We start from the raw sequence: 22,915 nt of genomic DNA, 5'->3' as shown, positions 1-22,915 counted from the left end.
GTGCCCTGGTTGAGTACCTCGCCACTTGGCTCCGCTAGGAGGAGCCGTGGAAAAGACGCGCGCCGACTTATTTATCAGCCGGGCGCAGGTGGATGACATCACCGGCGGAGTAGTACTCGCCGCCGACGTTGATGCGTCCGTCGTCAGCCACGCCCTCGACGGTGCCGATGACGTCGCCGGTCGGGGCTTCGAGGCGAACCTCTTGGCCAATGGAAGAACAAACCTTGCGGTAATCAGCCATAAGCTGTGGGTCCTGCTGTTCCCACTGGGTGATGCGCCGGCGCAGGTTCTTCAGAACGGTGATGGCCAGCTCAGTGCGGTCGGTATCAAGCCCCTCGAGCGCTAGCGAAGTCGCGGCCTCGATGGGCAGTTCCTCGCGGGTCAGGGTGACATTGATGCCCATGCCCACGACCACGCGTGCTGAAGGCGGGTTAGCGGCTTGAGTCTTGGGCGCGACCTCGGCCTTGTTGATTTCCGCTTTGTTGATCTCGGCCTTATTAACTTCAGCCTTGTTAATCTCGGCTTTGTTAACTTCAGTCTTGTTGACCTCTGCCTTCGAGACTTCAGTCTTCGGAGCAGATTTGAAGGCCTCCCCCACCGGGCCGGCTTCAGCGAGGATGCCACACAGCTTCTTGCCATCGATGTGCACGTCATTGGGCCACTTGAGCACCGCTCCCTCGACCGAGTCGGTCACGGCCAAACCGGCAGCCAGGGGCAAGGTGCCAAGGTGCTCTAGCGACTCCGGGAGGATCAGTGCGGAAAAGATAAGCTGCGCCCCCGCCGGGCTCACCCACTGGCGGCCCAAGCGGCCTTTGCCGGCCACCTGTTCGTCGGCAAGCAGTACGGTGCTATCAGCCACCTTCTCCGCCTGCATGAGATCAGTATTGGTGGAGCCAGTGGACTCGGTGAAATCGATGACAGCGAAGTCTTCACGTAGCGCCTCGCGGATGCGGTCCATATCAAGTGCAGTCATGCACCCTAGGTTACCCGCCGGGCAGTGGCCTTCTAGACGTAACTAAAAGTAATCCGGATTGGCCAGAATTGTGTGTGCGGTGGCCTCGTCGAGACAGGTGGTCAAGACCGCTTGCGGCAAAGCATGGGGTACCTGTTCAGGCGTAACGGAGATCTGCCGAGAATCCGCTAGGAAGGACACGGTGTCCTCAACCAGCTTGTCGTAGTCCGCGCGTTCTTTCGTGCCGAGGCTATCTGGTTTGCCTTCAGTCACCAGCACGTAGCGGATCTCCGGGGCGACCCACTTACATACCCACTCGCCGTATTCTTGCGCTTCCGAATCCGAGAGGTCCAGCCCCATCCGCTTCATGCTGGCGCGCATGGTGTCACGATCAACCTTGCCGTTGTCCACCAGTTGTGAGCGGACCTTAGATGAGTCCACGGTGTCGGCGAAAATAGCGCGGAACACGGTATCGCGCTGAGCCGCGGAAGGCGAAGTGGACTGCGTCGAAGACGCGTCAGCGGTACCAGTGGAAACAGTTGTTAGCGGCGTGAAAGTCTCTGCAGATTCCGTACTAGAGCAACCAACCAAGAGCACTGTGAGGAGCGGGGCGAACTTCTTCATAGCGAATTCCAGCCTAATCCACGTGCCGCTGGGTGCTAGTGTGTGTCCATGGCAAAGGTCACTTTTGAGAACGTCGGCATCACCTATCCCCGCGCCGAGAACCCCACGGTCAAAGACCTCAATCTCGAGATTGCGGATGGCGAATTCCTGGTCCTCGTCGGACCATCCGGCTGCGGTAAGTCCACCACCCTGCGCGCCCTCGCGGGACTCGAGCCGGTCTCCAGCGGCCGCATCCTCATCGACGGCAAAGACGTCACGGGGCTGGAGCCCGGCGAGCGCGATATCGCCATGGTCTTCCAGAATTATGCGCTTTACCCGCACCTCACCGTGGCCCAGAACATGGGATTTTCCCTCAAGCTGGCCAAGATGCCTAAGGCCGAAATCAAAGCCAAGGTCGAGGAAGCCGCCAAGACCCTCGGGCTCACGGAGTACCTGCAGCGCAAGCCCAAGGACCTGTCCGGTGGTCAGCGCCAGCGCGTGGCCATGGGCCGCGCCATCGTGCGCGAGCCGAAGGCCTTCCTCATGGATGAACCCCTGTCCAACCTCGATGCCAAGCTGCGCGTACAAACCCGCGCGGAGCTGGCCAGCCTCCAGCAGCGCCTCGGCACCACCACCGTCTACGTCACCCACGACCAGGTGGAGGCCATGACCATGGGAGACCGCGTCGCCGTGCTCAAAGACGGGGAACTGCAGCAGGTCGCCCCACCGCGCGAGCTTTACGACGCCCCCGCTAACGAGTTCGTCGCCGGCTTCATCGGCTCCCCCGCGATGAATATCTTTGACTACAACGGCGGCCGCGTCGGCGTTCGCCCAGAAAAACTATTCATTAATAAGGGGCCGGTGGGCTTCCAGGGAACGGTGGAGTTCGTGGAAGAGCTGGGCTCGGAATCCTTCGTCTACGTCATGGTGGGTGAGCAACGCTTCGTTGCCCGCGCGAGCGACAACGTTCCGCAGCGCGGCGACACCGTCGTCCTTACCTTCAACCCCCGCGAGGCCCACCACTTCGATCCGGAAACCGGCCAGCGCATCGAGGCTTAGGCAGTAGCACTAACAGGGGTAGCTTCACCCCCGTTTGAAGTGAATTAAAAGCCAAAACCACGTGCCGTGTGGGGATGATCCCCTATTTTGAAGTCATCAGAAGTTTTCCGAAAGGTGAATACTCCATGAAGAAGTCGTTTCTCCCTAGCTCGCTGCGTTCTGTCCGCCGCGGCGTAGTCGTCACCACCGCTGCCCTCGCGTTGACCTTGGCAGGTTGCTCGTCGGGCGACGAGGGGTCGTCGTCAAGCGCTGGCTCCGATGCCTCCTCCACCGATGGTGGCGGCCGCGGGCCCATCACCTTTGCCATGGGCAAGAACGACACCGACAAGATCACCCCCATCATCGAGGCATGGAACGCCGAGCACCCGGACGAGAAGGTCGAGCTCAAGGAGCTCGCCGGCGAGGCCGACGCGCAGCGCGAAACCCTCGTGCAGTCCCTGCAGGCGGGCAACTCCGACTACGACGTCATGGCGCTCGACGTGGTCTGGACCGCGGACTTCGCTGCAAACCAGTGGCTAGCACCGCTGACCGGTGACCTGGAGGTTGATACCTCTGGCCTGCTGGAGCCCACCGTGGAGTCCGCGACCTACAACGACACCCTCTACGCGCTGCCGCAGAACACCAACGGCCAGCTGCTCTTCCGCAACACCGAGTTGGCGGACAAGGCTCCGGAGAAGTTCGAGGACATCGCGTCTGCCTGCGAGGCCATCAAGGACGATAGCTCCTGTCTGACCACCCAGCTCAAGCAGTACGAGGGCCTCACCGTCAACACCGCCGGCTTCATCGAGGGCTGGGGCGGCTCCATCTTGGATGACGAGGGCAACGTGACCGTTGACTCGGACAAGTCCAAGGAAGGCCTGCAGGCGCTTGTCGACGCCTACGAAGACGGCACCATCTCCAAGGACTCCACCGCCACGACGGAGGAGGAGACCAACTTGGCTTTCACCGAGGGCAAGACCGCATTCGCCATCAACTGGCCGTACATGTACACCAACGCTGAGGAAAAGGGCGTCAAGTTCGAGGTCCAGCCGCTGGTGGGCAAGGACGGCGTCGGTGTCTCCACGCTCGGCGGCTACAACAACGGCATCAACATCAATTCCGAGCACAAGGCTACGGCCCTGGACTTCATGAAGTTCATCATCAACGAGGAGAACCAGAAGTCCTTCGCTGAGGCTTCCTTCCCGCCGGTACTGGCTTCCATCTACGACGATGAGTCCCTGGTGGAGGAGTTCCCGTACCTTCCGGCCCTGAAGGAATCCCTGGAGAACGCCGCACCGCGTCCGGTTTCCCCGTTCTACACCGCCATCTCCAAGGCCGTGCAGGATAACGCTTACGCGGCATTGACCGCGGGCAAGTCCGTCGACGACGCAACGAAGGACATGAAGGCCGCCATCGAGGCAGCCGCGCAGGGTTAATGTTCCCAGCGTGAATGGGGCGCGAGTAAGTCCACGAGACTTGCCCGCGCCTCTTTCTTTGATCTGGGTCTCGTGCACAGAGGATGTCTCGGCCACCCGCTATGATTTTCCCCAACCCCCGATAAACCCCTCCCCCTATTAATCAGAAAGGCAGGCACCGCATGGCTGGAGCACCGGCTACCGCGCAGCCCCGCAGACAGTATCTGCGCGTCGCTGCGCTCATCGCACCGGCGCTGATAGCGCTGGCCGTGGTCATCGGCTATCCCATCGTGCGCGCCGTGATGTTGTCCTTCCAGGGCAACAAGCGGCTTAACCCGACCACGGGTGTATTCGAGGAAGGCTCATTCGCAGGCCTCGAAAACTACCTGTACTGGCTCACCAATAAATGCATGTCTGCCACCGGCCAAGCCACCACATGCCCAGACGGCGTCATCGCCACCGATTTCTGGCCAGCGCTCAAGATCACGCTCTTCTTCACCGTGGTCACGGTGGCACTGGAGACGATCTTGGGCATGTTCATGGCGCTGGTGATGAACGGCGAATACCGCGGGCGCGGCCTCGTGCGCGCGGCTGTGCTGGTGCCTTGGGCCATTCCCACCGCGGTGACTGCGAAGCTGTGGCAGTTCATGTTCGCGCCGGACGGCATCATCAACGCGCTCATCGGCTCGAACATCGCGTGGACCACGGACCCGTTTTATGCCCGCCTCGCGGTCATCATCGCCGATGTGTGGAAGACCGCCCCGTTCATGGCGCTGCTCATCCTGGCCGGCCTGCAGATGATCCCGCGCGATGTCTATGACGCCGCCCGCGTCGACGGCGCCTCGCGCATCCAAACCTTCTTCACCATTACCCTGCCGCTGGTGCGCCCGGCGCTCATGGTGGCCATCCTCTTCCGCACGCTGGACGCGCTGCGCATGTATGACCTGCCGGTCATCATGATCTCCGCCTCCTCCAACTCCCCGACGGCCACCATTTCCCAGTTGGTGGTGGAGGACATGCGCCAGGGCCACTTCAACTCTGCCTCCGCGCTATCCACCCTCATCTTCCTGCTCATCTTCACCGTCGCGTTCATTCTCGTTCGCTTCCTCGGCGCTGATGTGTCCGGTACTGCTCGCCAGAAGAAGGAGAAGAAGTCATGAAAAAGCTCGGACACTACCTTGGCATCCTCTTCATCATGTTCTGGGGGCTCGCGCCCTTCTACTGGATGGTCGTCACCGCCCTGCGGCACAAGTCCCATACTTTCGACACCACCCCGTGGCCCACGCACGTAACCCTGGATAACTTCCGGGACGCCCTAGCCACGGACAAGGGCAATGACTTCCTCAATGCGCTGGGGAACTCTTTGATCATTTCCTTGGTCACGACCGCGGTGGCGGTCCTTATCGGTGTGTTTACCGCCTACGCCTTGGCACGCTACGACTTCCCAGGCAAAGGTATTGTCACCGGCATCATTCTGGCTGCCTCGATGTTCCCGGCCATCGCGTTGGTGACCCCGCTGTTCCAGCTCTTCGGCAACCTCGAATGGATCGGCACCTACCGTGCGATGATCATCCCGAACATCTCCTTCGCGCTACCGCTGACGGTCTATACGCTGCTGAGCTTCTTCCGCCAGCTTCCCTGGGAGTTGGAGGAGGCGGCCCGCGTAGATGGTGCTTCCCGCGGCCAGGCCTTCCGCCTCGTGCTCCTGCCCTTGGCCGCGCCGGCGCTGTTTACCACCGCCATCATCGCCTTCATCACGACGTGGAACGAGTTCATGTTGGCCAAGCAGCTATCCACCACCGCTACTGAACCGGTGACCGTGGCCATCGCACGCTTCTCGGGCCCCTCGGCCTTCGAGTACCCCTACGCCGCCACCATGGCCGCGGGCGCGCTGGTGACGATTCCGCTGATCATCATGGTGCTCATCTTCCAGCACCGCATCGTTGCCGGCCTCACCGCCGGCGGTGTTAAGGCCTAATGCGCCGCGCTCTGCTGTGGGACACCGCGCTGGGATTCGTTGGTTTCTTTGCTTTCCTGGCGCTGGTGCAGGCAGTCCTCAATCTTTTTCACCCCTCCCCCGCAATCTGGCCGGGGCTCCTCGCGGGCGCGCTGTGCCTGGCGGAGTTTCTGCTGTGGCGGGCTAAACGGAAGGATCTCCGATGACCTGGCACGATAACGCCATTTTCTACCAGGCCCTCGTGGGCTCGTACAAGGACACCCGCGGCGAAGGCGTCGGCACGCTGCGCGGCGTTATTGAGAAGTTGGATTACCTCAAGTGGCTCGGCGTGGACTGCCTCTGGCTCTCCCCGTTCTATGCCTCCCCGCTGCGCGATGATGGCTATGACATTGCCGATTACTACTCCATCCACCCTGATTACGGCACGATGGAGGACTTCGAGGAGCTCGTCGCCGAGCTCCACGCTCGCGGCATGCGGCTGATGACGGACCTGGCTTTCAACCACACCTCCACTGATCACCCATGGTTCCAGGCCTCGCGCACCGATCCGGAAGGGCCGTACGGTGACTACTACGTGTGGGGCGATGATCCCCTGCGCTACCCAGAGATCCGCATCATCTTTACCGATACGGAAACCTCGAATTGGGCGTGGGATCCGGAGCGCAAGCAGTACTACTTCCACCGCTTCTACTCGCACCAGCCGGACCTGAACTATGACAACCCGAAGGTCCACGAGGAAGTGTTCAAGATCCTCTCCTTCTGGCTGGACAAGGGCGTGGACGGCTTCCGCCTCGATGCCATTGCATACCTCTACGAGCGCGATGGTCTGGGTGGCGAGTCCCTGCCGGAAACAGTCGAGTTTGTGGAAAGAATCCGCGCTTTCATCGACGAGAACTATCCCGAGGCCATCATGATCGCGGAGGCCAACCAGCCGCCGCACGACACCATGGAATTCTACGGCACGGGCAATCGCTTCCACATGGTGTTCAACTTCCCCGTCATGCCGCGGCTCTACCAGGCCCTTGCACTGGGTGACGCCACACCGGTCTACGAGATCATGGCGGAGCTTCCGGAGCTGCCCCAGGGCTGCCAGTGGGGCACCTTCCTGCGCAATCACGACGAGCTAACGCTGGAGATGGTCAACGAGGACCAGCGCGCCATCATGTACGAGCACTTTCTGCCGGATGATCAGATGCGCGCTCACGTGGGTATCGCGCGGCGGCTCGCCCCGCTGTTGGGCAACGACTACCGCAAGATTGAGCTCTTCTATTCCCTCCTCATGACGCTACCGGGCGCGCCTTTCCTGTATTACGGCGATGAGATTGGCATGAACGACGCCCCTGAGCTGCCAGACCGCGATGCTGTCCGCACCCCTATGCAGTGGGAGCCGGGCGAAGGCGCAGGTTTCAGTACATCCGCTCAGACGCGCCGCCCCATCGTTGGCGGGATTGGTATTTCGGTGGAGGAGCAGCTTGCCGACGACTCCTCGATCCTCCACCGCGTTCGCAGCCTCATCCAGCAACGCAAGGCGCACCCAGAACTCGGCACCGCGCCTTTCGAGGCGGTGGAGACCGGCCACGCGGGCGTTCTGGGATTCCAGCGCGGTGAATTATTGTGCTTGCACAACTTCACCGAAAAAGCCGTGGACTTGGGACCAGTCGAACTGGGTCCCTTCGGTTATGCCTGGCTTCCGGTGGAGGCTTAACGGTCTTTTAACGAAAACGGTAAACAGAACATGAACAGTCGATGTATTGTGCTGTAATTTTTGAGGTTTTTTAGCATTTTATGACCAATTAAAGATACATAATGCCTATTTGCCGAGGTCACCGGCCTTTAGCGCACAATTGGCACCATTACCTTTCGGGACTATCGTCAACCGCGGTTAGCTCGCAGTCGTCGCGCCACCCCTTTGGCCCCGACACGCTGACCCCTCTTTGTAGATTATTGCCCTAGTCCTGAAAGGGATCACGCTCGTGTCAGCGACTCTTATCATCTTGGCCATCGTGGTCATCACGGCACTGGCCTTCGACTTCACTAACGGTTTCCACGACACAGCCAACGCTATGGCGACGTCGATTGCTACCGGCGCACTGAAGCCGTTCACCGCAGTCGCCATTTCCGCCCTCCTCAACCTCATCGGCGCATTCCTCTCCGTCAACGTGGCCGCCACCGTGGCCAAGGGAATCGTCAACCTTGACCAGTACGATGTCTCCGTCCCCGCCGACGGCGACGCCCTGCTCATGGTCGTCTTCACCGGCCTCATCGGCGGCATCACCTGGAACCTATTTACCTGGCTCCTTGGTATGCCGTCTTCATCCTCCCACGCCCTCTTTGGTGGCCTCATCGGCGCTGCCTTCGCAGCCCTGGGCACCGGCGGCGTGGCGTGGTCCTCCATTGCCGGCAAGATCATCATCCCGGCTATTGCCTCCCCACTCATCGCCGCTCTGGTTTCCGCCTGCGGTACCGCCCTGGTGTACTGGGTGACCAACACCATCCCGAGCAAGGTCAAAAACGAGCACTTCCGCCACGGCCAGATCGTGACCGCCTGCCTCGTATCCCTGGCCCACGGCACCGGTGACGCACAGAAGACGATGGGCGTTATCTTCCTTGCCCTCGTTGCCGCTGGCGAGGCCAACTCCGATTCCCGCATCCCGACCTGGGTCATCGTGGCCTGTGCCGTCGCGATTGCCGCCGGCACCATGTCGGGCGGCTGGCGCGTCATCCGCACCCTGGGCAAGGGGCTGGTTGAGATTGAGTCCCCGCAGGGCATGGCCGCTGAGGCCACCTCCGCCGCCATCATCCTAACCTCCGCCACCGGCGGTATGGCGCTGTCCACCACCCACGTGTCCACCGGTTCCATCCTGGGTACCGGCCTGGGCCGCAAGGGGGCGAAGGTTCGCTGGGGCGTCGCCATGCGCATGGTGGCCGCGTGGCTCATCACCCTTCCGTGCGCCGCCTTCGTCGGCTTCGTTACATGGTGGATTGCCAACGGCGTTGGCGCAGCCACCAACACCATGGTGGGTGCCATCGTTGACCTGATCATCCTGCTGGGAATGGTCGCCCTCATCCTCCTGCGCGCTCGCCGCAACCCGGTTGACGCTAATAACGTCAACGACGACTGGGACGAGGACTCCGAGTCCGTCGACTCCTCGATGTCTCACCGCGAAAAGGTCGCCGCAGGCGTTTCGACCGGCAACGCCCCCGGCGCCGCAGACGCCGTCAATGATGTGGTCAAGTCCCACACCGCCAACAAGGACAACTAAGGATTCCAATCATGACCGCAATGGAAATCGTCACCGCCCTCATCCGTGTGGCTGCACTAGCTCTCGCCTTCGGCGCGGGCATCCCGCTCCTCTTCGCTTTGGGCATGCGCTGTATGACCGGCGACCCCATCCGCAACGCCGAAGGCGTCGTCGTTGATGACACCGCAGCCTCACCCCAAATGAAGATGCTTGGCTGGACGGTATACGCCGTTCTTGGCTTCGTCATCCTTATCGCTATCACATGGATTGCAAAGGACTCCATCGCCCACTACTTCGGCTGGGAGCCTTTTGCCGGAATCGCTGGCGGACACTAAGCCCCTAACACCCCTCCCACCGACAGCACCGACAGCCCCGTCGCCCTACACGGCGGGGCTGTCTTTTTGTCTTTATTAATTCTCCCCCGCGGTGGGAAGCTCATGAGTGTCCCTGGTCACACATCAGCCAAGGTAAACAAAAAGTTAACTTAACTTGAAATCTATGTAGCGTTTTGGGCGTTTACGCGATATAGTTGGTGAATCCCAACGGTACGGTACCCCGTACCTTTACTACGAGAGGCAAAAAAGGGGCGAGCAAGAATGAATACTATTTCCGGCTTTATTTCCACCATTGCTAACACATTCAAGACCGCCACCGGCACCGGTCTTGACACCATTACCGCTGCACCCATTGCAGCACAGGTGGCAGAAGATCTACTCAAGCACGATCTCATTCCGGCAACCCATACCGACATCGAGGAAAGCTTCGCCGCCCTCACGGGCGACTTCCCCCGGGAAGGCGACCTTGCCGAGGTAGAACTTTTCCTCGACAGCTTCGGATGGCTTGCATAAAATCCTTCACCAAACCCCGTCCCCATGGGCGGGGTTTTCTCATGCGACCACCCTTCAAACGGCGCATTTCGCGCCCACTACACTGTCAGCCATGCACCCAACACGCCGTTTGCGAGGATTCCCTCATCTTTTCCACCGCCCCTCACCTGCCCGAACGTAAAATGTGAGCGAAATCACCCGTGCGCCGCTATACATTCCCATACAAAACTTCTCTACACTGCCAAACATGACTATTTCCTCACATTTGTCGGAGCTTGACTCCCTGAGCGCCGACACCACCGCAGGCAAGATCGCTGAACTGAAGAGGCGTCGCGAAGCAGCGGCGCAGCCCATGGGCGAGAAAGCCCACGAAAAGGTCCACGCCCAAGGCCGCCTCACCGCACGTGAGCGCTTGGACTATCTCCTCGACGAGGGCTCCTTCGTCGAGACCGATATGCTCGCCGTGCACCGCACCACGGACTTCGGCATGGGCAAGAAGCGCCCACTGACCGATGGCATCGTCACCGGCTGGGGCACCATCGACGGCCGCGAGGTCTGCATTTTCTCCCAGGACGGAACCGTCTTTGGTGGCGCACTCGGTGAGGTCTACGGCGAGAAGATGATCAAGATCATGGAGCTTTCCATCACCACCGGCCGCCCGCTCATCGGCCTATACGAGGGTGCCGGCGCCCGCATCCAGGACGGCGCCGTGTCCCTGGACTGGATTGCCAAGACCTTCTACCAGAACGTCAAGGCTTCCGGCATCGTCCCGCAGATCTCCGTCATCATGGGCGCGTGCGCCGGCGGCAACGCCTACTCCCCTGCCCTGACTGATTTCGTGGTGATGGTGGACAAGAAGTCCAAGATGTTCGTCACCGGACCAGACGTCATCAAGACCGTCACCGGCGAAGAAGTCAGTCAAGAAGAACTCGGCGGCGCGGGCGTCCACATGCACAAAGCAGGAACCTCGCACTACACCGCCGCCAGCGACGAGGAAGCCCTGGATTGGGTCCACGACTTGCTGACCTACCTTCCCTCCAATAACCGCCAGCTGACCCCGGTTGAGCCCTACGAAGACCTGGGCGAAGAAACCGCCGACGACCTCATGCTGGATGAGATCATCCCGGATTCCCCAAACCAGCCCTATGACGTCAAGGAGGTCATCGAGGCCCTCACCGATGACGGTGACTTCCTGGAGATCCAGGCCGACCGCGCCGATAACGTGGTCACCGCCTTCGGACGCATCGAAGGCCGCACTGTTGGTTTCGTTGCTAACCAGCCCCAGGTCTTCGCCGGCTGCCTCGACATCGATTCTTCCGAGAAGGCCGCCCGCTTCGTGCGCACCTGCGATGCCTTCAACATCCCTATCATCATGCTTGTCGACGTCCCCGGCTTCCTCCCCGGCGCCGACCAAGAACACGACGGCATCCTGCGCCGCGGCGCCAAGCTGCTCTACGCCTACGCCGAAGCCACCGTTCCCAAGATCACCGTCACCCTGCGCAAGGCATACGGCGGCGCCTACTGCGTGATGGGCTCCAAGGGGCTGGGCGCGGACATCAACCTGGCATGGCCCACCGCCCAGATCGCGGTCATGGGTGCAGCAGGTGCCGTCGGTTTTATCTATCGCAAAGAGATCAAGGCAGCCCATGAGAAAGGCCTCGACGTGACGGAACTGACCAAATCCTTCGAGCGCGAATACGAAGATCACATGCTCAACCCGTATAAGGCAGCAGAGCGCGGGCTTATCGACGCCGTCATTCTCCCCTCCGAAACCCGCAGTGCAATCGCTAAAAACCTGCGCTTCTTCACGGACAAGAATGTCGCGCGCCCATCGCGCAAGCACGGAAACATCCCGCTCTAGGCCGCGCTCGTTTCAGCACAAATCAGTGCAGCAGAAGCACTGTATTACACTAGTGTTCCATGACTGACTTGAAGACGACCGCTGGCAAGATCGAGGACCTGAGCGCCAAGCTCACCGAGTCCCGGGCGCCGCAGGGAGAAGTCCCGGCAGCCCGCAGCGCCATCGAGGCGCTCTTTGACGCCGGCTCCTTCGTGGAGACCGACGCCCTTGCTCGCCACCGCTCCACCGAGTTCGGCCGCGAGCACATCCGCCCCTACACCGATGGTGTCGTCACCGGCTTCGGCACCGTCGATGGCCGCAAGGTCTGCGCCTATGCGCAGGACGCCTCGTTGTTCGACGGCACCATGGGCGAGGTCTATGGCGAAAAGGTCACCAAGCTCTATGACCTGGCCATTAAGACCGGCGTGCCCATCGTCGCGCTCGTTGCCAGCGATAAGCCCCGCGCCCAGGAGGGCATCGTCTCCTCCGCCATGCAGGCCCGCATCCTCGCCCGCGCCACCACCGCCTCCGGCCTCATCCCGCAGATCACGGCGGTTTACGCGGAGTCCAAGGAGGCCTCGCTCGTGGCCGCGCTGTCCGATGTCGTCATCGCCCCCGACGGCGACGTGCAGGCGGACGGGGAGCACGAGGTGAGCGTCGCCAAGCGCGTGCTCTCCTATCTGCCCTCCAATAACCGTGCCGCCGCGCCCCGCACCGAGGCCACCATCGTTGCGGGTTCGGTGGAAGACAACATCAGCGAGGCCGACCACGCGCTCGATACCCTCGTGGGCGATGACGGCGCCGTGGATCTCGCCGACGTGGTCACCGCTACCTGTGAGGATGTTTTCGAGCTCGGCGCCTGGGTGCGCGGGGTCTTCACCGGCTTCGGCCGCGTGGAGGGACGCACGGTGGGCATCATCGCCAACCGCGACTCTCTCGATGCCGCAGCCGCCGCCAAGGCCGCGCGTTTCATTCGCCTGTGCGATGCCTTCAACACCCCCATCGTCGAGTTCGTCGACTCCCCGGCTCTGGATGTGGAGAAGGCAGCGTTGGCCAAGCTCGTGCATGCTTATGCTGCGGCGAGCGTGGGCAAGATCAGCGTGATCGTGCGCCGCGCGCACGGCACCGGCTACATCGCTTTCGGTTCCAAGGAGCTCGGTGCGGACCTGTCCTATGCGTGGCCGACGGCCGAGATCGCCGTGGCCGATGCCCCTGAACTGGCCGCTGAGCTGGAGCTGAGTGAGGACGAGGCCGCAGCCTACCTCACCCCGTACCAAGCCGCTGAGCGCGGTCTCGTCGATTCCGTTATTACCCCGGCAGCCACGCGCGGTTCCCTCATTGAGGGACTGCGCCTGCTGGATCGCAAGATTATTCCGACCCTGCCGAAGAAACACGGCAATATCGTTTTGTAGAGGTTTCCCCATGACCGCTTCCCTGTTTACCGTTCTCAACGGCAACCCCACCGACGCTGAGGTGGCGGCCCTGACCACGGTGCTCAGCCAGCTCGACTCCGAGGCGCGTGCCAAGGCCGCCGATACCCGCTCCGAGCGCGACCTGTGGGGCCAGCCGGGCGACGTGTTTAACCCGTCCGCCTTCCGCAACGTCCGCTACTACTAAGCACATGCGCCTGGTTCTGGCTTCTCAGTCCCCGTCCCGCCTGTCCATCCTGCGGGGTGCGGGCGTGGAACCCGTCATTGCCCCGGCCCACGTGGATGAGCGGGCCATCGAGGAGCGCCTGGCGGGTGCTGAGCCCGCCGAGATCGTCTGCGCACTCGCCACGGCCAAGGCAGAGGCCATTGCCCCGGACTATCCCGAGGACGTCGTGGTGGGCGGGGATTCCATGCTGCTTCTCGACGGTTCCCTCCAAGGCAAACCCCACACCCCCGAGGCCACCGTGGAGCGCTGGCACGCGCAGGCCGGTCGCGCCGCGGAGCTCATCACCGGCCACTGCGTGCTGCGCGGCGACGCACGCTTCGTGGAGGCCTCGCGCACGACGGTGCACTTTGCGGAAGCTACTGCCGCCGATATCGAGGCCTATGCTCGCACCGGCGAGCCGCTGGAATGCGCCGGCGCCTTTACCCTGGAGGCCCTCGGCGGCTGGTTCATCGACCGCATTGAGGGCGATCCTTCCTCCGTCATCGGGCTTTCGCTGCCGGTGCTGCGCCGCGCGCAGTATTCCTTTGGGCTCAACGTTTCTGACTTCTGGGCTTAATCAAACCTATTGACTGGGTTTTTAACCACCGATATTATGTGAATCACATTTCACTGGATGCGAGAGAAGGCGGAGTTAGATCCCGCAATCTTCGGATTTTAATCGCTTCAGGAATTCACACAGAGCTTAAGTAAGGAACTTGGAGCACACCATGTCCTCATTACTGCATCAGTAGTTTCTATTTGACACACCGCTACTTTCGACGGGTCAATATATCGCCGCCGAGAGAATTACCCACCTCGAAAATCCGACGCTGGGTTCATGCTGCGCGCATCAGTTCCCAGTCGCGGTTGTCAAAACATAGAGAGAACCGATGCAAGATCACAATACTACTGGTGGAAGTTTTTGGACTACTGTACGCAAGAGTCATCCCGATTACTTACGGTGGTTCTTCGCTGACACAACAAGCGCTTTGGGTTCATCCCTCATAGCCATCCCCATTTCACTTGCCAGCTTTCACCTCACTGGAAGATTAAGCCAAGCAGGTCTCATCGGAGCAGCAAGCTCAGCTGGCGCCATGATCATGACCATCCCCGCCGGCATGATCATCGATCGATTCGACAAGAAAAATCTGCTTTTCCTTTACGGCCTGAGTCAGATTGCTATTTGGTCTTCCTTTTCCCTCCTCCTCTGCCTGGGTAAATTCACCTTCATCTCTTTATTCTTCTTCAGCCTTTTTGCTGGGATGATTACAGGCACCTTCGGAGGGTTAACCAATGCCATTCTGAGATTCATCATCCCAGAGAATCTACTTGTCCAAGCACAGGGCCGTAACCAAACTCGAGACAACATTATCTGGATGGTCGGATTACCCTTGGGAGGCCTCCTTTACGGACTCGCCCCGGTTATTCCTTTTATTACGCAAGCCCTGTCAGGGCTTGGTCCCGTACATGCTTCAAGGAGCATCAATGCGAACCTAGGAGAAACAATCAGTGACCAGAAGTATTCATTTACAGAGTTCTGGTCCGATGCAAAATATTCTTTGGCGTGGATTTGGAAATATCCGGTGCTCCGGGCAATTTTCAGCATCGACATATGCTCGAATTTTGCCAATTTTTTCCTGATCGCGTCCATAGACCTATGGTTGGCCTATCTTAAAGTTGATGGCTGGATAATCGGCTTAACTTCCACCATGTTCACCCTTGGCATGATTGTTGGAGGATTCTTTCAGGACCACCTCATCAAGCGATTCCCCGGAAGAAATATAATCCGAGCAACCATGCTCTGGGAATTAATGTGGTACATATTTCTTCTCGCCTTCTCCCATTATTGGCCATTGATCGCAATCGCAGCATTTTTCATCGTCATTCCCTCGATCGCATGTAACTCATACTCTGGTGGCCTACTTGCACTATCTGCGCCTCCTGAGAAAATAGGTAAGTGCTCGGCAGGAGCGCGCCTAATGATGGGACTACTTCCAATTATCGCCTCCAGCAGTGCAGGCGTTCTTCTTTCTGCAATTGGTTTTCAGGCAAGCATGGCACTATGTGTTCTGTGCTCGGTTATCTCTTGCTTGATAGTGGCGGGTTCAGTCTTACGCGCACTACCTAAAGCATCCGAGTTCAATTCCCTCCCAGTTCTCGAGTAATCCTTATGACGTATACGAACGCTTCAAAGCCTTCGCAGCCCCAGTCGGAGCTCAGCCTTAGCCTCGAGTGGTCGTACCCAAGCTCGTCCCCTCTGGTGACCTCGCTGCCACATGGCTAGAGTGGGGCGGCATGGAAATGAAAGACATGCTCGCACCAAACCCCATCAAGCTGCCTGCCGATCCGGGTGCTGACAGCACCTCCGATCTCACCGCAGGAATTGTCGCCCACCCGGATTCCCCGCTGCTGTGGGCACTGCTGGCGGAGCAGGAACTAGACAAGCACAAGGGCGCTGAGCCCACCGCTTTCATCACCGCCTACGCCTATGCGCGCACCGGCTACCACCGCAGCCTCGACCGCCTGCGCGGCAATGGTTGGAAGGGCTGGGGCCCTGTCCCCTTCTCCCACGAACCGAACCAAGGCGTGCTGCGCGCGATTGCCGCACTGGGCCATGCTGCGAAGGCCATCGGTGAGGACGCGGAGTATGACCGCATCCGCCAGATGCTTTCCGACGCCGACCCCGAATCCGTCGCCACGCTGCTGGACTAAGCAGCCAGTAGCGCCGTTGCGCGCTGCCCCGCTTCCCCCGGTCCGCCACATAGTTCTAGTCAACTGGTTCTACTCAAAAGGTTTAGCTGGGGGCAGGTGAACCATCCAGGTGCCCAAAGAAGGTTTGTTTGGGGGCACATGAACCTTCTGACTGGAACCATCCGTGGCAGCTAGCGCCCCTCAGACTGGCACGGCACGTTACGTACAAAAATCCCGCGGACCTCAAATAGTGAGGCCGCGGGATTAATCTGTCTGCTCTAAAGCAGCGCAGGGATTGGCATGTGGTTAAGCCTTGTCGCCGTCTGCCTTAGCAACAAGGTCACCGGTGTTCTGCGCGGTGCGGATGTTCGCCACGAAGAACTCCAGCACCAGACGGATCTGAATGACGTAGAAGAAGAAACCAACGCCTCCAAAAATCACGGCGCCGAGGAAGCTAAAGATACCAACGACAAAGCTGTCAGCGAAGGAGAACAGCGAAGCGAAGACCATAATCGCCCAGACAGCAGCGGCCACGAAGACAAGCAGCATGTAGATGAAGGAGGAGAACTTCAGGGTGACAAAGCTGCTGAAGGAGAAATCAAACAGCGCCTTGAAGAAGCCCGTGCTCTTAGAAGAACCACCGTTCTGTGCGGCCTGCTGCGGGTACTGATTGTTCTGTGGAGAGGCAGCAAAGGGCGAGTTCTGCTGACCGAAGCCCTGCTGTTCCTGCGTACCAAAGCCCTGCTGGCTTTGGGAGCCGAACCCTTGCTGCTCCTGTCCACCAAAGCCCTGGTTCTGCTGCTGGTAGCTACCAAAACCGGACGTGGAGTTGGAGTGAGAAGCCTGGGCGCCGAAGCCATCACCAGACTGCTGCCCAAAACCCTGGCTCTGGTTGGATTCTGCCTGCGCACTGCCGCCAAAGCCTTCGCTGCCAAAGCCGCTGTTGCCGTAACCGTGGTTGCCGTAGCCCTGATTCGAGTTCGTCGCCTCAGCGGAGTGCTCGGCGCCAGCACTGCTATCGGAGTTGTAGGAAGCGTAGGAGGCGCCAAAAGAGTCATGGTTAGCGCGGGTGTCATGGCTTTCAGACTTGTTGTCAGATGACTCCGTGTTGGCAGAACCAGAGGCGGACTCAGACGCAGCAAAGCTGGAGCCAAAAGTGCTGTCCTTGGCCTCACCTTCAGACTCCGGCTGCGAATTCTGGGAAGACGCACTTCCGAACGAGGAGGTCTCAGCGGAGCTCTCGGAGTAATCGCCGTAGCCGGCCTGGCCGCCCCAGCCGAAGTTGGAGTTCTGTCCCTGGCTGTTCCACCCAGAAGCAGAATTATCGCTGCCGGACTGAGAGCTACCGTAGCCGCCAAAGCTACCGAAGCTGTTGTTCCCAGCGTTGTCGCCGTGGGAACCGTGAGCGTTGTAGTCGCCAGCGTTGTTATCGTTCTTGTCGCCGTTCTCACCAAACTGGTTGGGGTTCGTCATAGTTTTTAGACCTTTCGGAGAATCATTGATTTTCGCAGTGCGCTACAGCACGATACTGTCATAAATTTTTTACCCCACCGAACGTACCTGAGATCTTGCTCACCGGCAGCGCGAGTTAGGCAAATGCACCCCAGAAAACGACAGTTTCCCCCGCCACGGCAGGGGAAACTCAACAGGATTAGTGCGAAATAAATCGCTTAAGCGTGCTTGGCCTCCACGCGCTTGATGGCCTCAGCAGCCACCTTCTCCTGAATGCCCATGTCCAGCTCAGAGGTGAAGCCCACGCAGGAGCAGTTGATCTCACCAAGGACGTAAGTATCTTCGCCGTTTTCGCCGTCAGCCAGCATGAAGTCCGCGGTCCAGATCAGCGGGATGTTGTCACCGCCGAGCTTCTCTGCGATGACCGGGCGAACGTCAGCGAACATATCGACGAGCTCCTGCCACTCCTCCGGCTTTTGGTAGGTGTACTTGGCGCCGGAGAACAGGGTGGCGGAGAAGGCATCGCCGCCCTCGGCCGGCTTCTTGTGCACCACGAAGACCGGGTCCGGGCCCACGAGAAGAATACGAATCTCACCCTCAACGATGCGCGGCATGAAGCGCATGTCCACGAGCATGCCGTTGTCACCCACGATGTACTGATCGCAGAAGTCCATGAACTCGCCCAGCTCGCGCTCCTCGGAGTGGTTGTCCACAGCCTCGGTGCACTTGATCTTGGTGTCGAGCGACAGAGCCGTGCCCGGCTCGACGGACTCGGCCAGCTTCTCGTCGGCAAGGCGCACGCGCCAGATGCCGGAGCCGGTGGAGCCACGGTTCTGCTTAAGCACGCGCTCGCCGTAGGACAGGGAGGTCGGGAAGGTGTTGTGGAAGGACTCGACGTCGTAGTAGGCGGCGGTATCGGACGGGACCAGGTCGGTGTCGTTGAGCTTGACCAGGGCATCCTTAGCGCCGTAGGCCATCATCTCGTACGGGGTGGACATGCCGACCAAACCAGCGTCGGACAGCTTGGAGAGCAGGTCAAAGTAGCCCTTTTCACCGCCCGGGATGTTGCCCGGGTTCACGCGGGAGATGTAGGCATCAAAATTCTCGGATACATACTCGAAGAGCTTCTCGGACCACTCAGGGCGGTAGAACACGACCTCTGCATGCCAGCCTGCATCCTTGATGCAGTCGACGATTGGCATGGTGTCCTTACGGTGTCCGTTGATCTGCTTGTCTGATCCGCCCTCAACCTCGAAGACGACGATTGCCTTGTGCACAGTAATTCCCTTTCGCTAGGGGGTTGATGAGTGTCACTACTTAAAATAACCCAGGTTTGGCCCGCGCGCTCCCCTACAAAATCGGCCCAACAGAAGGTTAAAAAGCGAGCTTAACGCACTTTTCAGCCCCTGACCTGCATACTTGTTATAACCAGTAAGTGCGAAGCGGCACAACCCGCCCAAGAAATGTATCCAACACCACAAAAGGCTCTCCCCCGTGACCACTTTTCGGCCAAGCACGCTAGAGTTGAAGCGAACGTTCCCCCTTAACGAGAAAGGCAGGTGGACCGTGGCCGAATTCGACCCGAATCCCCCTTTCCAGGAATACGCGCACCCCGAGCGTCTCGTGTCCGCACCGTGGCTATCCGCGCGACTGGGCATTAACGGCCTCCACGTGATCGAGGTCGATGAGGATTCACTCCTCTACGATATCGGCCACATCCCCACCGCTATCCGTATCAACGTCCAGACGGAACTGCTCGATAGCACAACGAGGGACATCATCAGCGCCGAAGACTTCACCGCCCTCCTTCGCTCGAAGGGCGTCGAGCGCGATGACACCGTCATCCTGTACGGAGACAAGTCCAACTGGTGGGCCGCGTTCGCCCTGTGGATCTTTGAACTGTACGGCCACGAAGACGTGCGGCTTCTCGACGGCGGCAGGGACGCCTGGATGTCCGAAGAACGCGATACTTCCTTCATGGTTCCCGAACCATCCGTTTCCTCTTATCCGGAGGTTTCCCGCGAAGAATCCTCTCGCATCTTCGTCGATGAGCTGCGCGGATCCACCGCCACCGTTGTCGACACCCGCAGCCCAGACGAGTTCTGCGGCGAAGCCGCCTTCAAGAACGGAACCGGCGAGTCTGCCTACGGCACCACCTTGACGCACGGCCATATTCCCGGGGCCATCAACTTGGAATGGGATCGCGCGGTCTACCCCAACGGCTGCTTCCGTACACTCAGCGAGCTCAAGGTCAACTATGGTGAGCTAGAGCCCGCAACGGAAACCGTCCTTTACTCGCATGTCGGCGCTCAGGCCGCGCACACCTGGTTTGTGCTGAAGTACCTGCTCGGCTTCGACACCCCGCGCGTCTACGATGGCTCGTGGGCAGAGTGGGGCAACATGGTTCGCATGCCCGTTGAGCGCTAGCAACACGCCGAAATAAGCCCGCATCCTCGCTGGTGCGGGTTTATTTTTTGACACGAAACCAAGACGTGACGGTATCCTCATGTTTTGGTGTGCAAGAATAGTACGCAGTCCTATCAGAAAAATTGGAGGAGGGTTCCTGCCGTGGCAGTTGAAACCAAGAACATCACCAAGGTCCTCGTGGCCAACCGCGGTGAGATTGCGGTCCGCGTCATCCGTGCGGCTCGCGATGCCGGCATCGCATCCGTAGCGGTTTATGCCGAGCCCGATGCTGACGCCCCATTCGTCACGCTTGCCGACGAAGCCTTCGCACTCGGCGGCCAAAACTCCGCTGAGTCTTACCTCGATATCAACAAGATTCTCGACGCCGCCTCCAAATCCGGCGCCGACGCTATCCACCCCGGCTATGGCTTCCTCTCCGAGAACGCCGACTTTGCCCAGGCCGTCATCGACGCCGGCCTGATCTGGATCGGCCCCTCGCCGCAATCGATTGCGGACTTGGGTGACAAGGTCACCGCCCGCCACATTGCCGAGCGTGCCGACGCGCCCATGGCACCGGGTACCAAGGATCCCGTCGCCAGCGCCGAAGAGGTCGAGGCCTTCGCCGACGAGCACGGCCTGCCCGTTGCCATCAAGGCTGCCTTCGGCGGCGGTGGCCGCGGCATGAAGGTCGCTCACACCCGCGAGGAGATCAAGGACCTCTACGAGTCCGCCACCCGCGAGGCCACCGCAGCCTTCGGCCGCGGCGAGTGCTTCGTTGAGCGCTACCTGGATAAGGCCCGCCACGTCGAGGCGCAGGTCCTGGCTGACCAGCACGGCAACGTCGTCGTCATGGGCACCCGCGACTGCTCCCTACAGCGCCGCTTCCAGAAGCTCGTCGAAGAGGCCCCTGCCCCCTTCCTCACCGATGAGCAGCGCGCCTCCATCCATGAATCCGCCAAGCGCATCTGCCGCGAGGCCGGATACTACGGCGCTGGTACGGTGGAGTACCTCGTAGGTGCGGATGGACTCATCTCCTTCCTCGAGGTCAACACGCGCCTCCAGGTGGAGCACCCCGTTACCGAAGAAACCACCGGCTACGACCTCGTTCGCGAGCAGTTCCGCATCGCCGAGGGCCGCGAGCTTTCCATCGCCGAGGACCCGACCCCGCACGGCCACGCCTTCGAGTTCCGCATCAACGGCGAGGACGCCGCTGCGGGCTTCATGCCGGCTCCTGGAACCATCGTCTCCTACTCCGAGCCTTCCGGCCCGGGCGTGCGTATGGATTCCGGCGTGCGCGAAGGTTCCGTCATCGGCGGACAGTTCGATTCCATGCTGGCCAAGCTCATCGTCTGGGGCCCGGACCGCGAGACCGCCATCGCGCGCGCACGCCGCGCGCTGTCCGAGTACCGCATCGAAGGCCTGCCCACGGTTATCCCCTTCCACCAGGCAATCCTCACCGATCCTGCCTTCACCGCCGAGGACGGCAACTTCACGGTCTACACCAAGTGGATCGAGGAAGAGTGGGTCAACGAGCTGCCCGAATACACCGACACCGCCGAAGCACCTGAGGATGAGGACCAGGAAGCACCCCAGAAGTTCGTCGTCGAGGTTGGCGGCCGCCGCATCGAGGTTGCCCTGCCGGGCAACTTGCTCTTGGGTGGCGGCAACAAGCGCAAGAAGTCGAAGAAGCGCCGCGGTAAAGGCGCAGCAGCCAACGTGTCCGGTGACGCCGTGACCGCACCGATGCAGGGCAGCGCCATCAAGGTCGCCGTCGAAGAAGGCCAGGAAGTCGAAGAGGGCGAGGTCGTCGTCGTCCTTGAAGCCATGAAAATGGAGAACCCCGTCAAGGCCCACAAGTCCGGCACCGTGACCGACCTCAAGGTGTCCACCGGCACGCAGATCAACAAGGGCGAGCCGATTCTGGAGATCAAGTAATTTGCCGATGCTTCCTTACGGCCAGGGAGCACTGCAATAACCTTGCTTCAGTCAGCAACGTTACATACTCTTTGTACGTGATACCCCGGTGGAGCTCTGCTCCGGGTCACTGACTCGCTGAGTACAACTTACCGGGGTGCTGACTTGTCGCTCTGAGGGGATGCAACAGTGGCGCATCAGGATAGCGCCACCAACTCCACTCGAACCACTCAGTGAGTAGCTAGATTCAGAGATCAAGTAGCCTCGAAAGGCATGAGCGTTAACGATTCTGAGTTCGGTGTACGGTTGGCCAAGGAGCACGACCGTACCTACCTCTCCCGTCTCCTTTTCCTCGCCGATGTCCTCGGTGACGAGGACGCCCATATCGGGGATTTCCACACGCCTGACGTGGGGCTGTACATCGACGAATGGTCGCCCCATGTCGACGGCGGCGTCATCGCAGTCTCCAGCCATCGCGTCCCCGTCGGTGGTGCGTGGCTGCGCTACTACACCACTGAAGCGAAGGGTGCCGCCTACACCGGCAACCCCGAGGCCGATCCTTTTGATGAGTCTCAGTGGGCCACCGACCTAGATCCGGAGGAAATCCCCGAGCTCTTCATTGCTGTGGAGTCTCGCTACAGGGGCCTAGGCGCTGGGCGACGCCTCCTGCGCAACGCCTGCGACCTCGCCGAGGCGCAGCAGGCTCCCGCCGTATCGCTGTGGATTGAGCCGGAGAACACTGGCGCCCGCAAGCTGTATGAATCCGAAGGCTTCGTCGACATCGACGTGCCCGGCCGCCCGGATGCTCACGTGATGCTCAAGCGCTTCTAGTACGCAAACCGACAAAAGGTGTCGACTATACTCGACACTTCCTCGGTTTCTTGTAAAAGTGTCGACTATACTCGACGCCTTCGGCGGCGCGCCGACGACAGCGCCAAGAGCG

At 60.3% G+C, this 22,915-nt stretch carries 22 protein-coding genes; 18 read left to right on the top strand and 4 right to left on the bottom strand.

Annotation, left to right across the window (positions count from 1 at the left end; genetic code table 11):
• Positions 1–67 precede the first annotated feature (67 nt).
• Both HMPREF2912_RS10190 and HMPREF2912_RS10185 read right to left on the bottom strand, forming a co-directional pair.
• Complete coding sequence (locus HMPREF2912_RS10190; protein WP_070597165.1) at positions 68–973, bottom strand: biotin--[acetyl-CoA-carboxylase] ligase; 906 nt, start codon at positions 971–973, stop codon at positions 68–70.
• A gap of 42 nt (positions 974–1,015) precedes the next feature.
• Positions 1,016–1,576: a hypothetical protein gene (locus HMPREF2912_RS10185; RefSeq protein ID WP_070564876.1), complete on the bottom strand. Its 561-nt coding sequence runs from the start codon at positions 1,574–1,576 to the stop codon at positions 1,016–1,018.
• 48 nt (positions 1,577–1,624) lie between these two features.
• Here HMPREF2912_RS10185 and HMPREF2912_RS10180 point away from each other — a divergent pair, with 48 nt between their 5' ends.
• The 15 genes from HMPREF2912_RS10180 to HMPREF2912_RS10110 all read left to right on the top strand — a co-directional run bounded on the left by HMPREF2912_RS10180 (position 1,625) and on the right by HMPREF2912_RS10110 (position 16,221).
• Positions 1,625–2,614 carry an ABC transporter ATP-binding protein gene (locus HMPREF2912_RS10180; RefSeq protein ID WP_070684040.1) on the top strand — a complete coding sequence of 330 codons (990 nt, stop codon included), beginning with the start codon at positions 1,625–1,627 and terminating at the stop codon, positions 2,612–2,614.
• Between the two features lie 125 nt (positions 2,615–2,739).
• Entirely contained in the window at positions 2,740–4,029 is a 1,290-nt protein-coding gene (locus tag HMPREF2912_RS10175; protein WP_070684037.1) for an ABC transporter substrate-binding protein, read from the top strand.
• 161 nt (positions 4,030–4,190) lie between these two features.
• A complete protein-coding gene (locus HMPREF2912_RS10170) occupies positions 4,191–5,168 on the top strand; it encodes a carbohydrate ABC transporter permease (protein WP_070531051.1) in 978 nt (325 codons plus the stop codon).
• Positions 5,165–5,986 carry a carbohydrate ABC transporter permease gene (locus HMPREF2912_RS10165; protein WP_070564882.1) on the top strand — a complete coding sequence of 274 codons (822 nt, stop codon included), beginning with the start codon at positions 5,165–5,167 and terminating at the stop codon, positions 5,984–5,986. Before HMPREF2912_RS10170 ends, HMPREF2912_RS10165 begins: the two co-directional genes overlap by 4 nt.
• The gene (locus HMPREF2912_RS10160; RefSeq protein WP_070564885.1) at positions 5,986–6,171 is read left to right on the top strand and encodes a hypothetical protein; all 186 of its coding nucleotides are present in this window, start codon (positions 5,986–5,988) and stop codon (positions 6,169–6,171) included. The genes HMPREF2912_RS10165 and HMPREF2912_RS10160 overlap by 1 nt, the downstream gene beginning before the upstream one ends.
• On the top strand, positions 6,168–7,670 hold the full coding sequence (gene treS, locus HMPREF2912_RS10155; RefSeq protein ID WP_070684034.1) for a maltose alpha-D-glucosyltransferase: 1,503 nt from the start codon (positions 6,168–6,170) through the stop codon (positions 7,668–7,670). Before HMPREF2912_RS10160 ends, treS begins: the two co-directional genes overlap by 4 nt.
• A gap of 268 nt (positions 7,671–7,938) precedes the next feature.
• The gene (locus tag HMPREF2912_RS10150; protein ID WP_070684030.1) at positions 7,939–9,228 is read left to right on the top strand and encodes an inorganic phosphate transporter; all 1,290 of its coding nucleotides are present in this window, start codon (positions 7,939–7,941) and stop codon (positions 9,226–9,228) included.
• 11 nt (positions 9,229–9,239) lie between these two features.
• Positions 9,240–9,542 carry a hypothetical protein gene (locus HMPREF2912_RS10145; RefSeq protein ID WP_070564892.1) on the top strand — a complete coding sequence of 101 codons (303 nt, stop codon included), beginning with the start codon at positions 9,240–9,242 and terminating at the stop codon, positions 9,540–9,542.
• 261 nt (positions 9,543–9,803) lie between these two features.
• A complete protein-coding gene (locus HMPREF2912_RS10140; protein ID WP_070564895.1) occupies positions 9,804–10,055 on the top strand; it encodes a hypothetical protein in 252 nt (83 codons plus the stop codon).
• A 226-nt stretch (positions 10,056–10,281) separates the two neighbouring features.
• Positions 10,282–11,895 carry an acyl-CoA carboxylase subunit beta gene (locus HMPREF2912_RS10135; RefSeq protein ID WP_070531065.1) on the top strand — a complete coding sequence of 538 codons (1,614 nt, stop codon included), beginning with the start codon at positions 10,282–10,284 and terminating at the stop codon, positions 11,893–11,895.
• Between the two features lie 59 nt (positions 11,896–11,954).
• Positions 11,955–13,286 carry a carboxyl transferase domain-containing protein gene (locus HMPREF2912_RS10130; protein WP_070564898.1) on the top strand — a complete coding sequence of 444 codons (1,332 nt, stop codon included), beginning with the start codon at positions 11,955–11,957 and terminating at the stop codon, positions 13,284–13,286.
• A 10-nt stretch (positions 13,287–13,296) separates the two neighbouring features.
• Positions 13,297–13,491 (top strand): acyl-CoA carboxylase subunit epsilon, encoded by a 195-nt coding sequence (locus tag HMPREF2912_RS10125; protein WP_070528100.1) that lies wholly within the window; start codon positions 13,297–13,299, stop codon positions 13,489–13,491.
• Positions 13,492–13,495: 4 nt separating this feature from the next.
• Positions 13,496–14,086, top strand: coding sequence for a Maf family protein (locus HMPREF2912_RS10120; protein WP_070684028.1), 591 nt, complete (start codon positions 13,496–13,498; stop codon positions 14,084–14,086).
• Positions 14,087–14,399: 313 nt separating this feature from the next.
• On the top strand, positions 14,400–15,674 hold the full coding sequence (locus HMPREF2912_RS10115) for an MFS transporter (protein ID WP_070684025.1): 1,275 nt from the start codon (positions 14,400–14,402) through the stop codon (positions 15,672–15,674).
• A 130-nt stretch (positions 15,675–15,804) separates the two neighbouring features.
• On the top strand, positions 15,805–16,221 hold the full coding sequence (locus HMPREF2912_RS10110) for a DUF3151 domain-containing protein (RefSeq protein WP_070684203.1): 417 nt from the start codon (positions 15,805–15,807) through the stop codon (positions 16,219–16,221).
• A gap of 285 nt (positions 16,222–16,506) precedes the next feature.
• Here HMPREF2912_RS10110 and HMPREF2912_RS10105 read toward each other — a convergent pair whose 3' ends face one another.
• Both HMPREF2912_RS10105 and HMPREF2912_RS10100 read right to left on the bottom strand, forming a co-directional pair.
• The gene (locus tag HMPREF2912_RS10105; protein ID WP_070684022.1) at positions 16,507–17,673 is read right to left on the bottom strand and encodes a DUF4282 domain-containing protein; all 1,167 of its coding nucleotides are present in this window, start codon (positions 17,671–17,673) and stop codon (positions 16,507–16,509) included.
• Between the two features lie 197 nt (positions 17,674–17,870).
• A complete protein-coding gene (locus tag HMPREF2912_RS10100) occupies positions 17,871–18,929 on the bottom strand; it encodes a Cj0069 family protein (RefSeq protein WP_070564907.1) in 1,059 nt (352 codons plus the stop codon).
• Positions 18,930–19,218: 289 nt separating this feature from the next.
• Here HMPREF2912_RS10100 and HMPREF2912_RS10095 point away from each other — a divergent pair, with 289 nt between their 5' ends.
• The 3 genes from HMPREF2912_RS10095 to HMPREF2912_RS10085 all read left to right on the top strand — a co-directional run bounded on the left by HMPREF2912_RS10095 (position 19,219) and on the right by HMPREF2912_RS10085 (position 22,803).
• Positions 19,219–20,079 carry a sulfurtransferase gene (locus tag HMPREF2912_RS10095; RefSeq protein ID WP_070564911.1) on the top strand — a complete coding sequence of 287 codons (861 nt, stop codon included), beginning with the start codon at positions 19,219–19,221 and terminating at the stop codon, positions 20,077–20,079.
• A 141-nt stretch (positions 20,080–20,220) separates the two neighbouring features.
• Positions 20,221–21,993, top strand: coding sequence for an ATP-binding protein (locus tag HMPREF2912_RS10090; RefSeq protein ID WP_070597161.1), 1,773 nt, complete (start codon positions 20,221–20,223; stop codon positions 21,991–21,993).
• A 252-nt stretch (positions 21,994–22,245) separates the two neighbouring features.
• Positions 22,246–22,803, top strand: a complete 558-nt coding sequence (locus HMPREF2912_RS10085; protein ID WP_070531085.1) for a GNAT family N-acetyltransferase — start codon at positions 22,246–22,248, stop codon at positions 22,801–22,803.
• The last annotated feature ends 112 nt before the right edge of the window (positions 22,804–22,915 follow it).

The organism is Corynebacterium sp. HMSC056E09 (assembly GCF_001813425.1).
GTDB classification, from domain to species: Bacteria; Actinomycetota; Actinomycetes; order Mycobacteriales; family Mycobacteriaceae; genus Corynebacterium; species Corynebacterium hesseae.
The sequence above is the reverse complement of the archived record's forward strand: the minus strand, read 5'-3'. Positions and strand labels throughout refer to the sequence as shown.

Coding starts and splice junctions, on each gene's coding strand:
- HMPREF2912_RS10165 (WP_070564882.1), top strand. CDS start 5,165: ATGAAAAAGCTCGGACACTACCTTGGCATCCTCTTCATCATGTTCTGG.
- HMPREF2912_RS10145 (WP_070564892.1), top strand. CDS start 9,240: ATGACCGCAATGGAAATCGTCACCGCCCTCATCCGTGTGGCTGCACTA.
- HMPREF2912_RS10105 (WP_070684022.1), bottom strand. CDS start 17,673: ATGACGAACCCCAACCAGTTTGGTGAGAACGGCGACAAGAACGATAAC.
- HMPREF2912_RS10160 (WP_070564885.1), top strand. CDS start 5,986: ATGCGCCGCGCTCTGCTGTGGGACACCGCGCTGGGATTCGTTGGTTTC.
- treS (WP_070684034.1), top strand. CDS start 6,168: ATGACCTGGCACGATAACGCCATTTTCTACCAGGCCCTCGTGGGCTCG.
- HMPREF2912_RS10175 (WP_070684037.1), top strand. CDS start 2,740: ATGAAGAAGTCGTTTCTCCCTAGCTCGCTGCGTTCTGTCCGCCGCGGC.
- HMPREF2912_RS10115 (WP_070684025.1), top strand. CDS start 14,400: ATGCAAGATCACAATACTACTGGTGGAAGTTTTTGGACTACTGTACGC.
- HMPREF2912_RS10130 (WP_070564898.1), top strand. CDS start 11,955: ATGACTGACTTGAAGACGACCGCTGGCAAGATCGAGGACCTGAGCGCC.
- HMPREF2912_RS10190 (WP_070597165.1), bottom strand. CDS start 973: ATGACTGCACTTGATATGGACCGCATCCGCGAGGCGCTACGTGAAGAC.
- HMPREF2912_RS10085 (WP_070531085.1), top strand. CDS start 22,246: ATGAGCGTTAACGATTCTGAGTTCGGTGTACGGTTGGCCAAGGAGCAC.
- HMPREF2912_RS10110 (WP_070684203.1), top strand. CDS start 15,805: ATGGAAATGAAAGACATGCTCGCACCAAACCCCATCAAGCTGCCTGCC.
- HMPREF2912_RS10170 (WP_070531051.1), top strand. CDS start 4,191: ATGGCTGGAGCACCGGCTACCGCGCAGCCCCGCAGACAGTATCTGCGC.
- HMPREF2912_RS10140 (WP_070564895.1), top strand. CDS start 9,804: ATGAATACTATTTCCGGCTTTATTTCCACCATTGCTAACACATTCAAG.
- HMPREF2912_RS10120 (WP_070684028.1), top strand. CDS start 13,496: ATGCGCCTGGTTCTGGCTTCTCAGTCCCCGTCCCGCCTGTCCATCCTG.
- HMPREF2912_RS10135 (WP_070531065.1), top strand. CDS start 10,282: ATGACTATTTCCTCACATTTGTCGGAGCTTGACTCCCTGAGCGCCGAC.
- HMPREF2912_RS10180 (WP_070684040.1), top strand. CDS start 1,625: ATGGCAAAGGTCACTTTTGAGAACGTCGGCATCACCTATCCCCGCGCC.
- HMPREF2912_RS10125 (WP_070528100.1), top strand. CDS start 13,297: ATGACCGCTTCCCTGTTTACCGTTCTCAACGGCAACCCCACCGACGCT.
- HMPREF2912_RS10185 (WP_070564876.1), bottom strand. CDS start 1,576: ATGAAGAAGTTCGCCCCGCTCCTCACAGTGCTCTTGGTTGGTTGCTCT.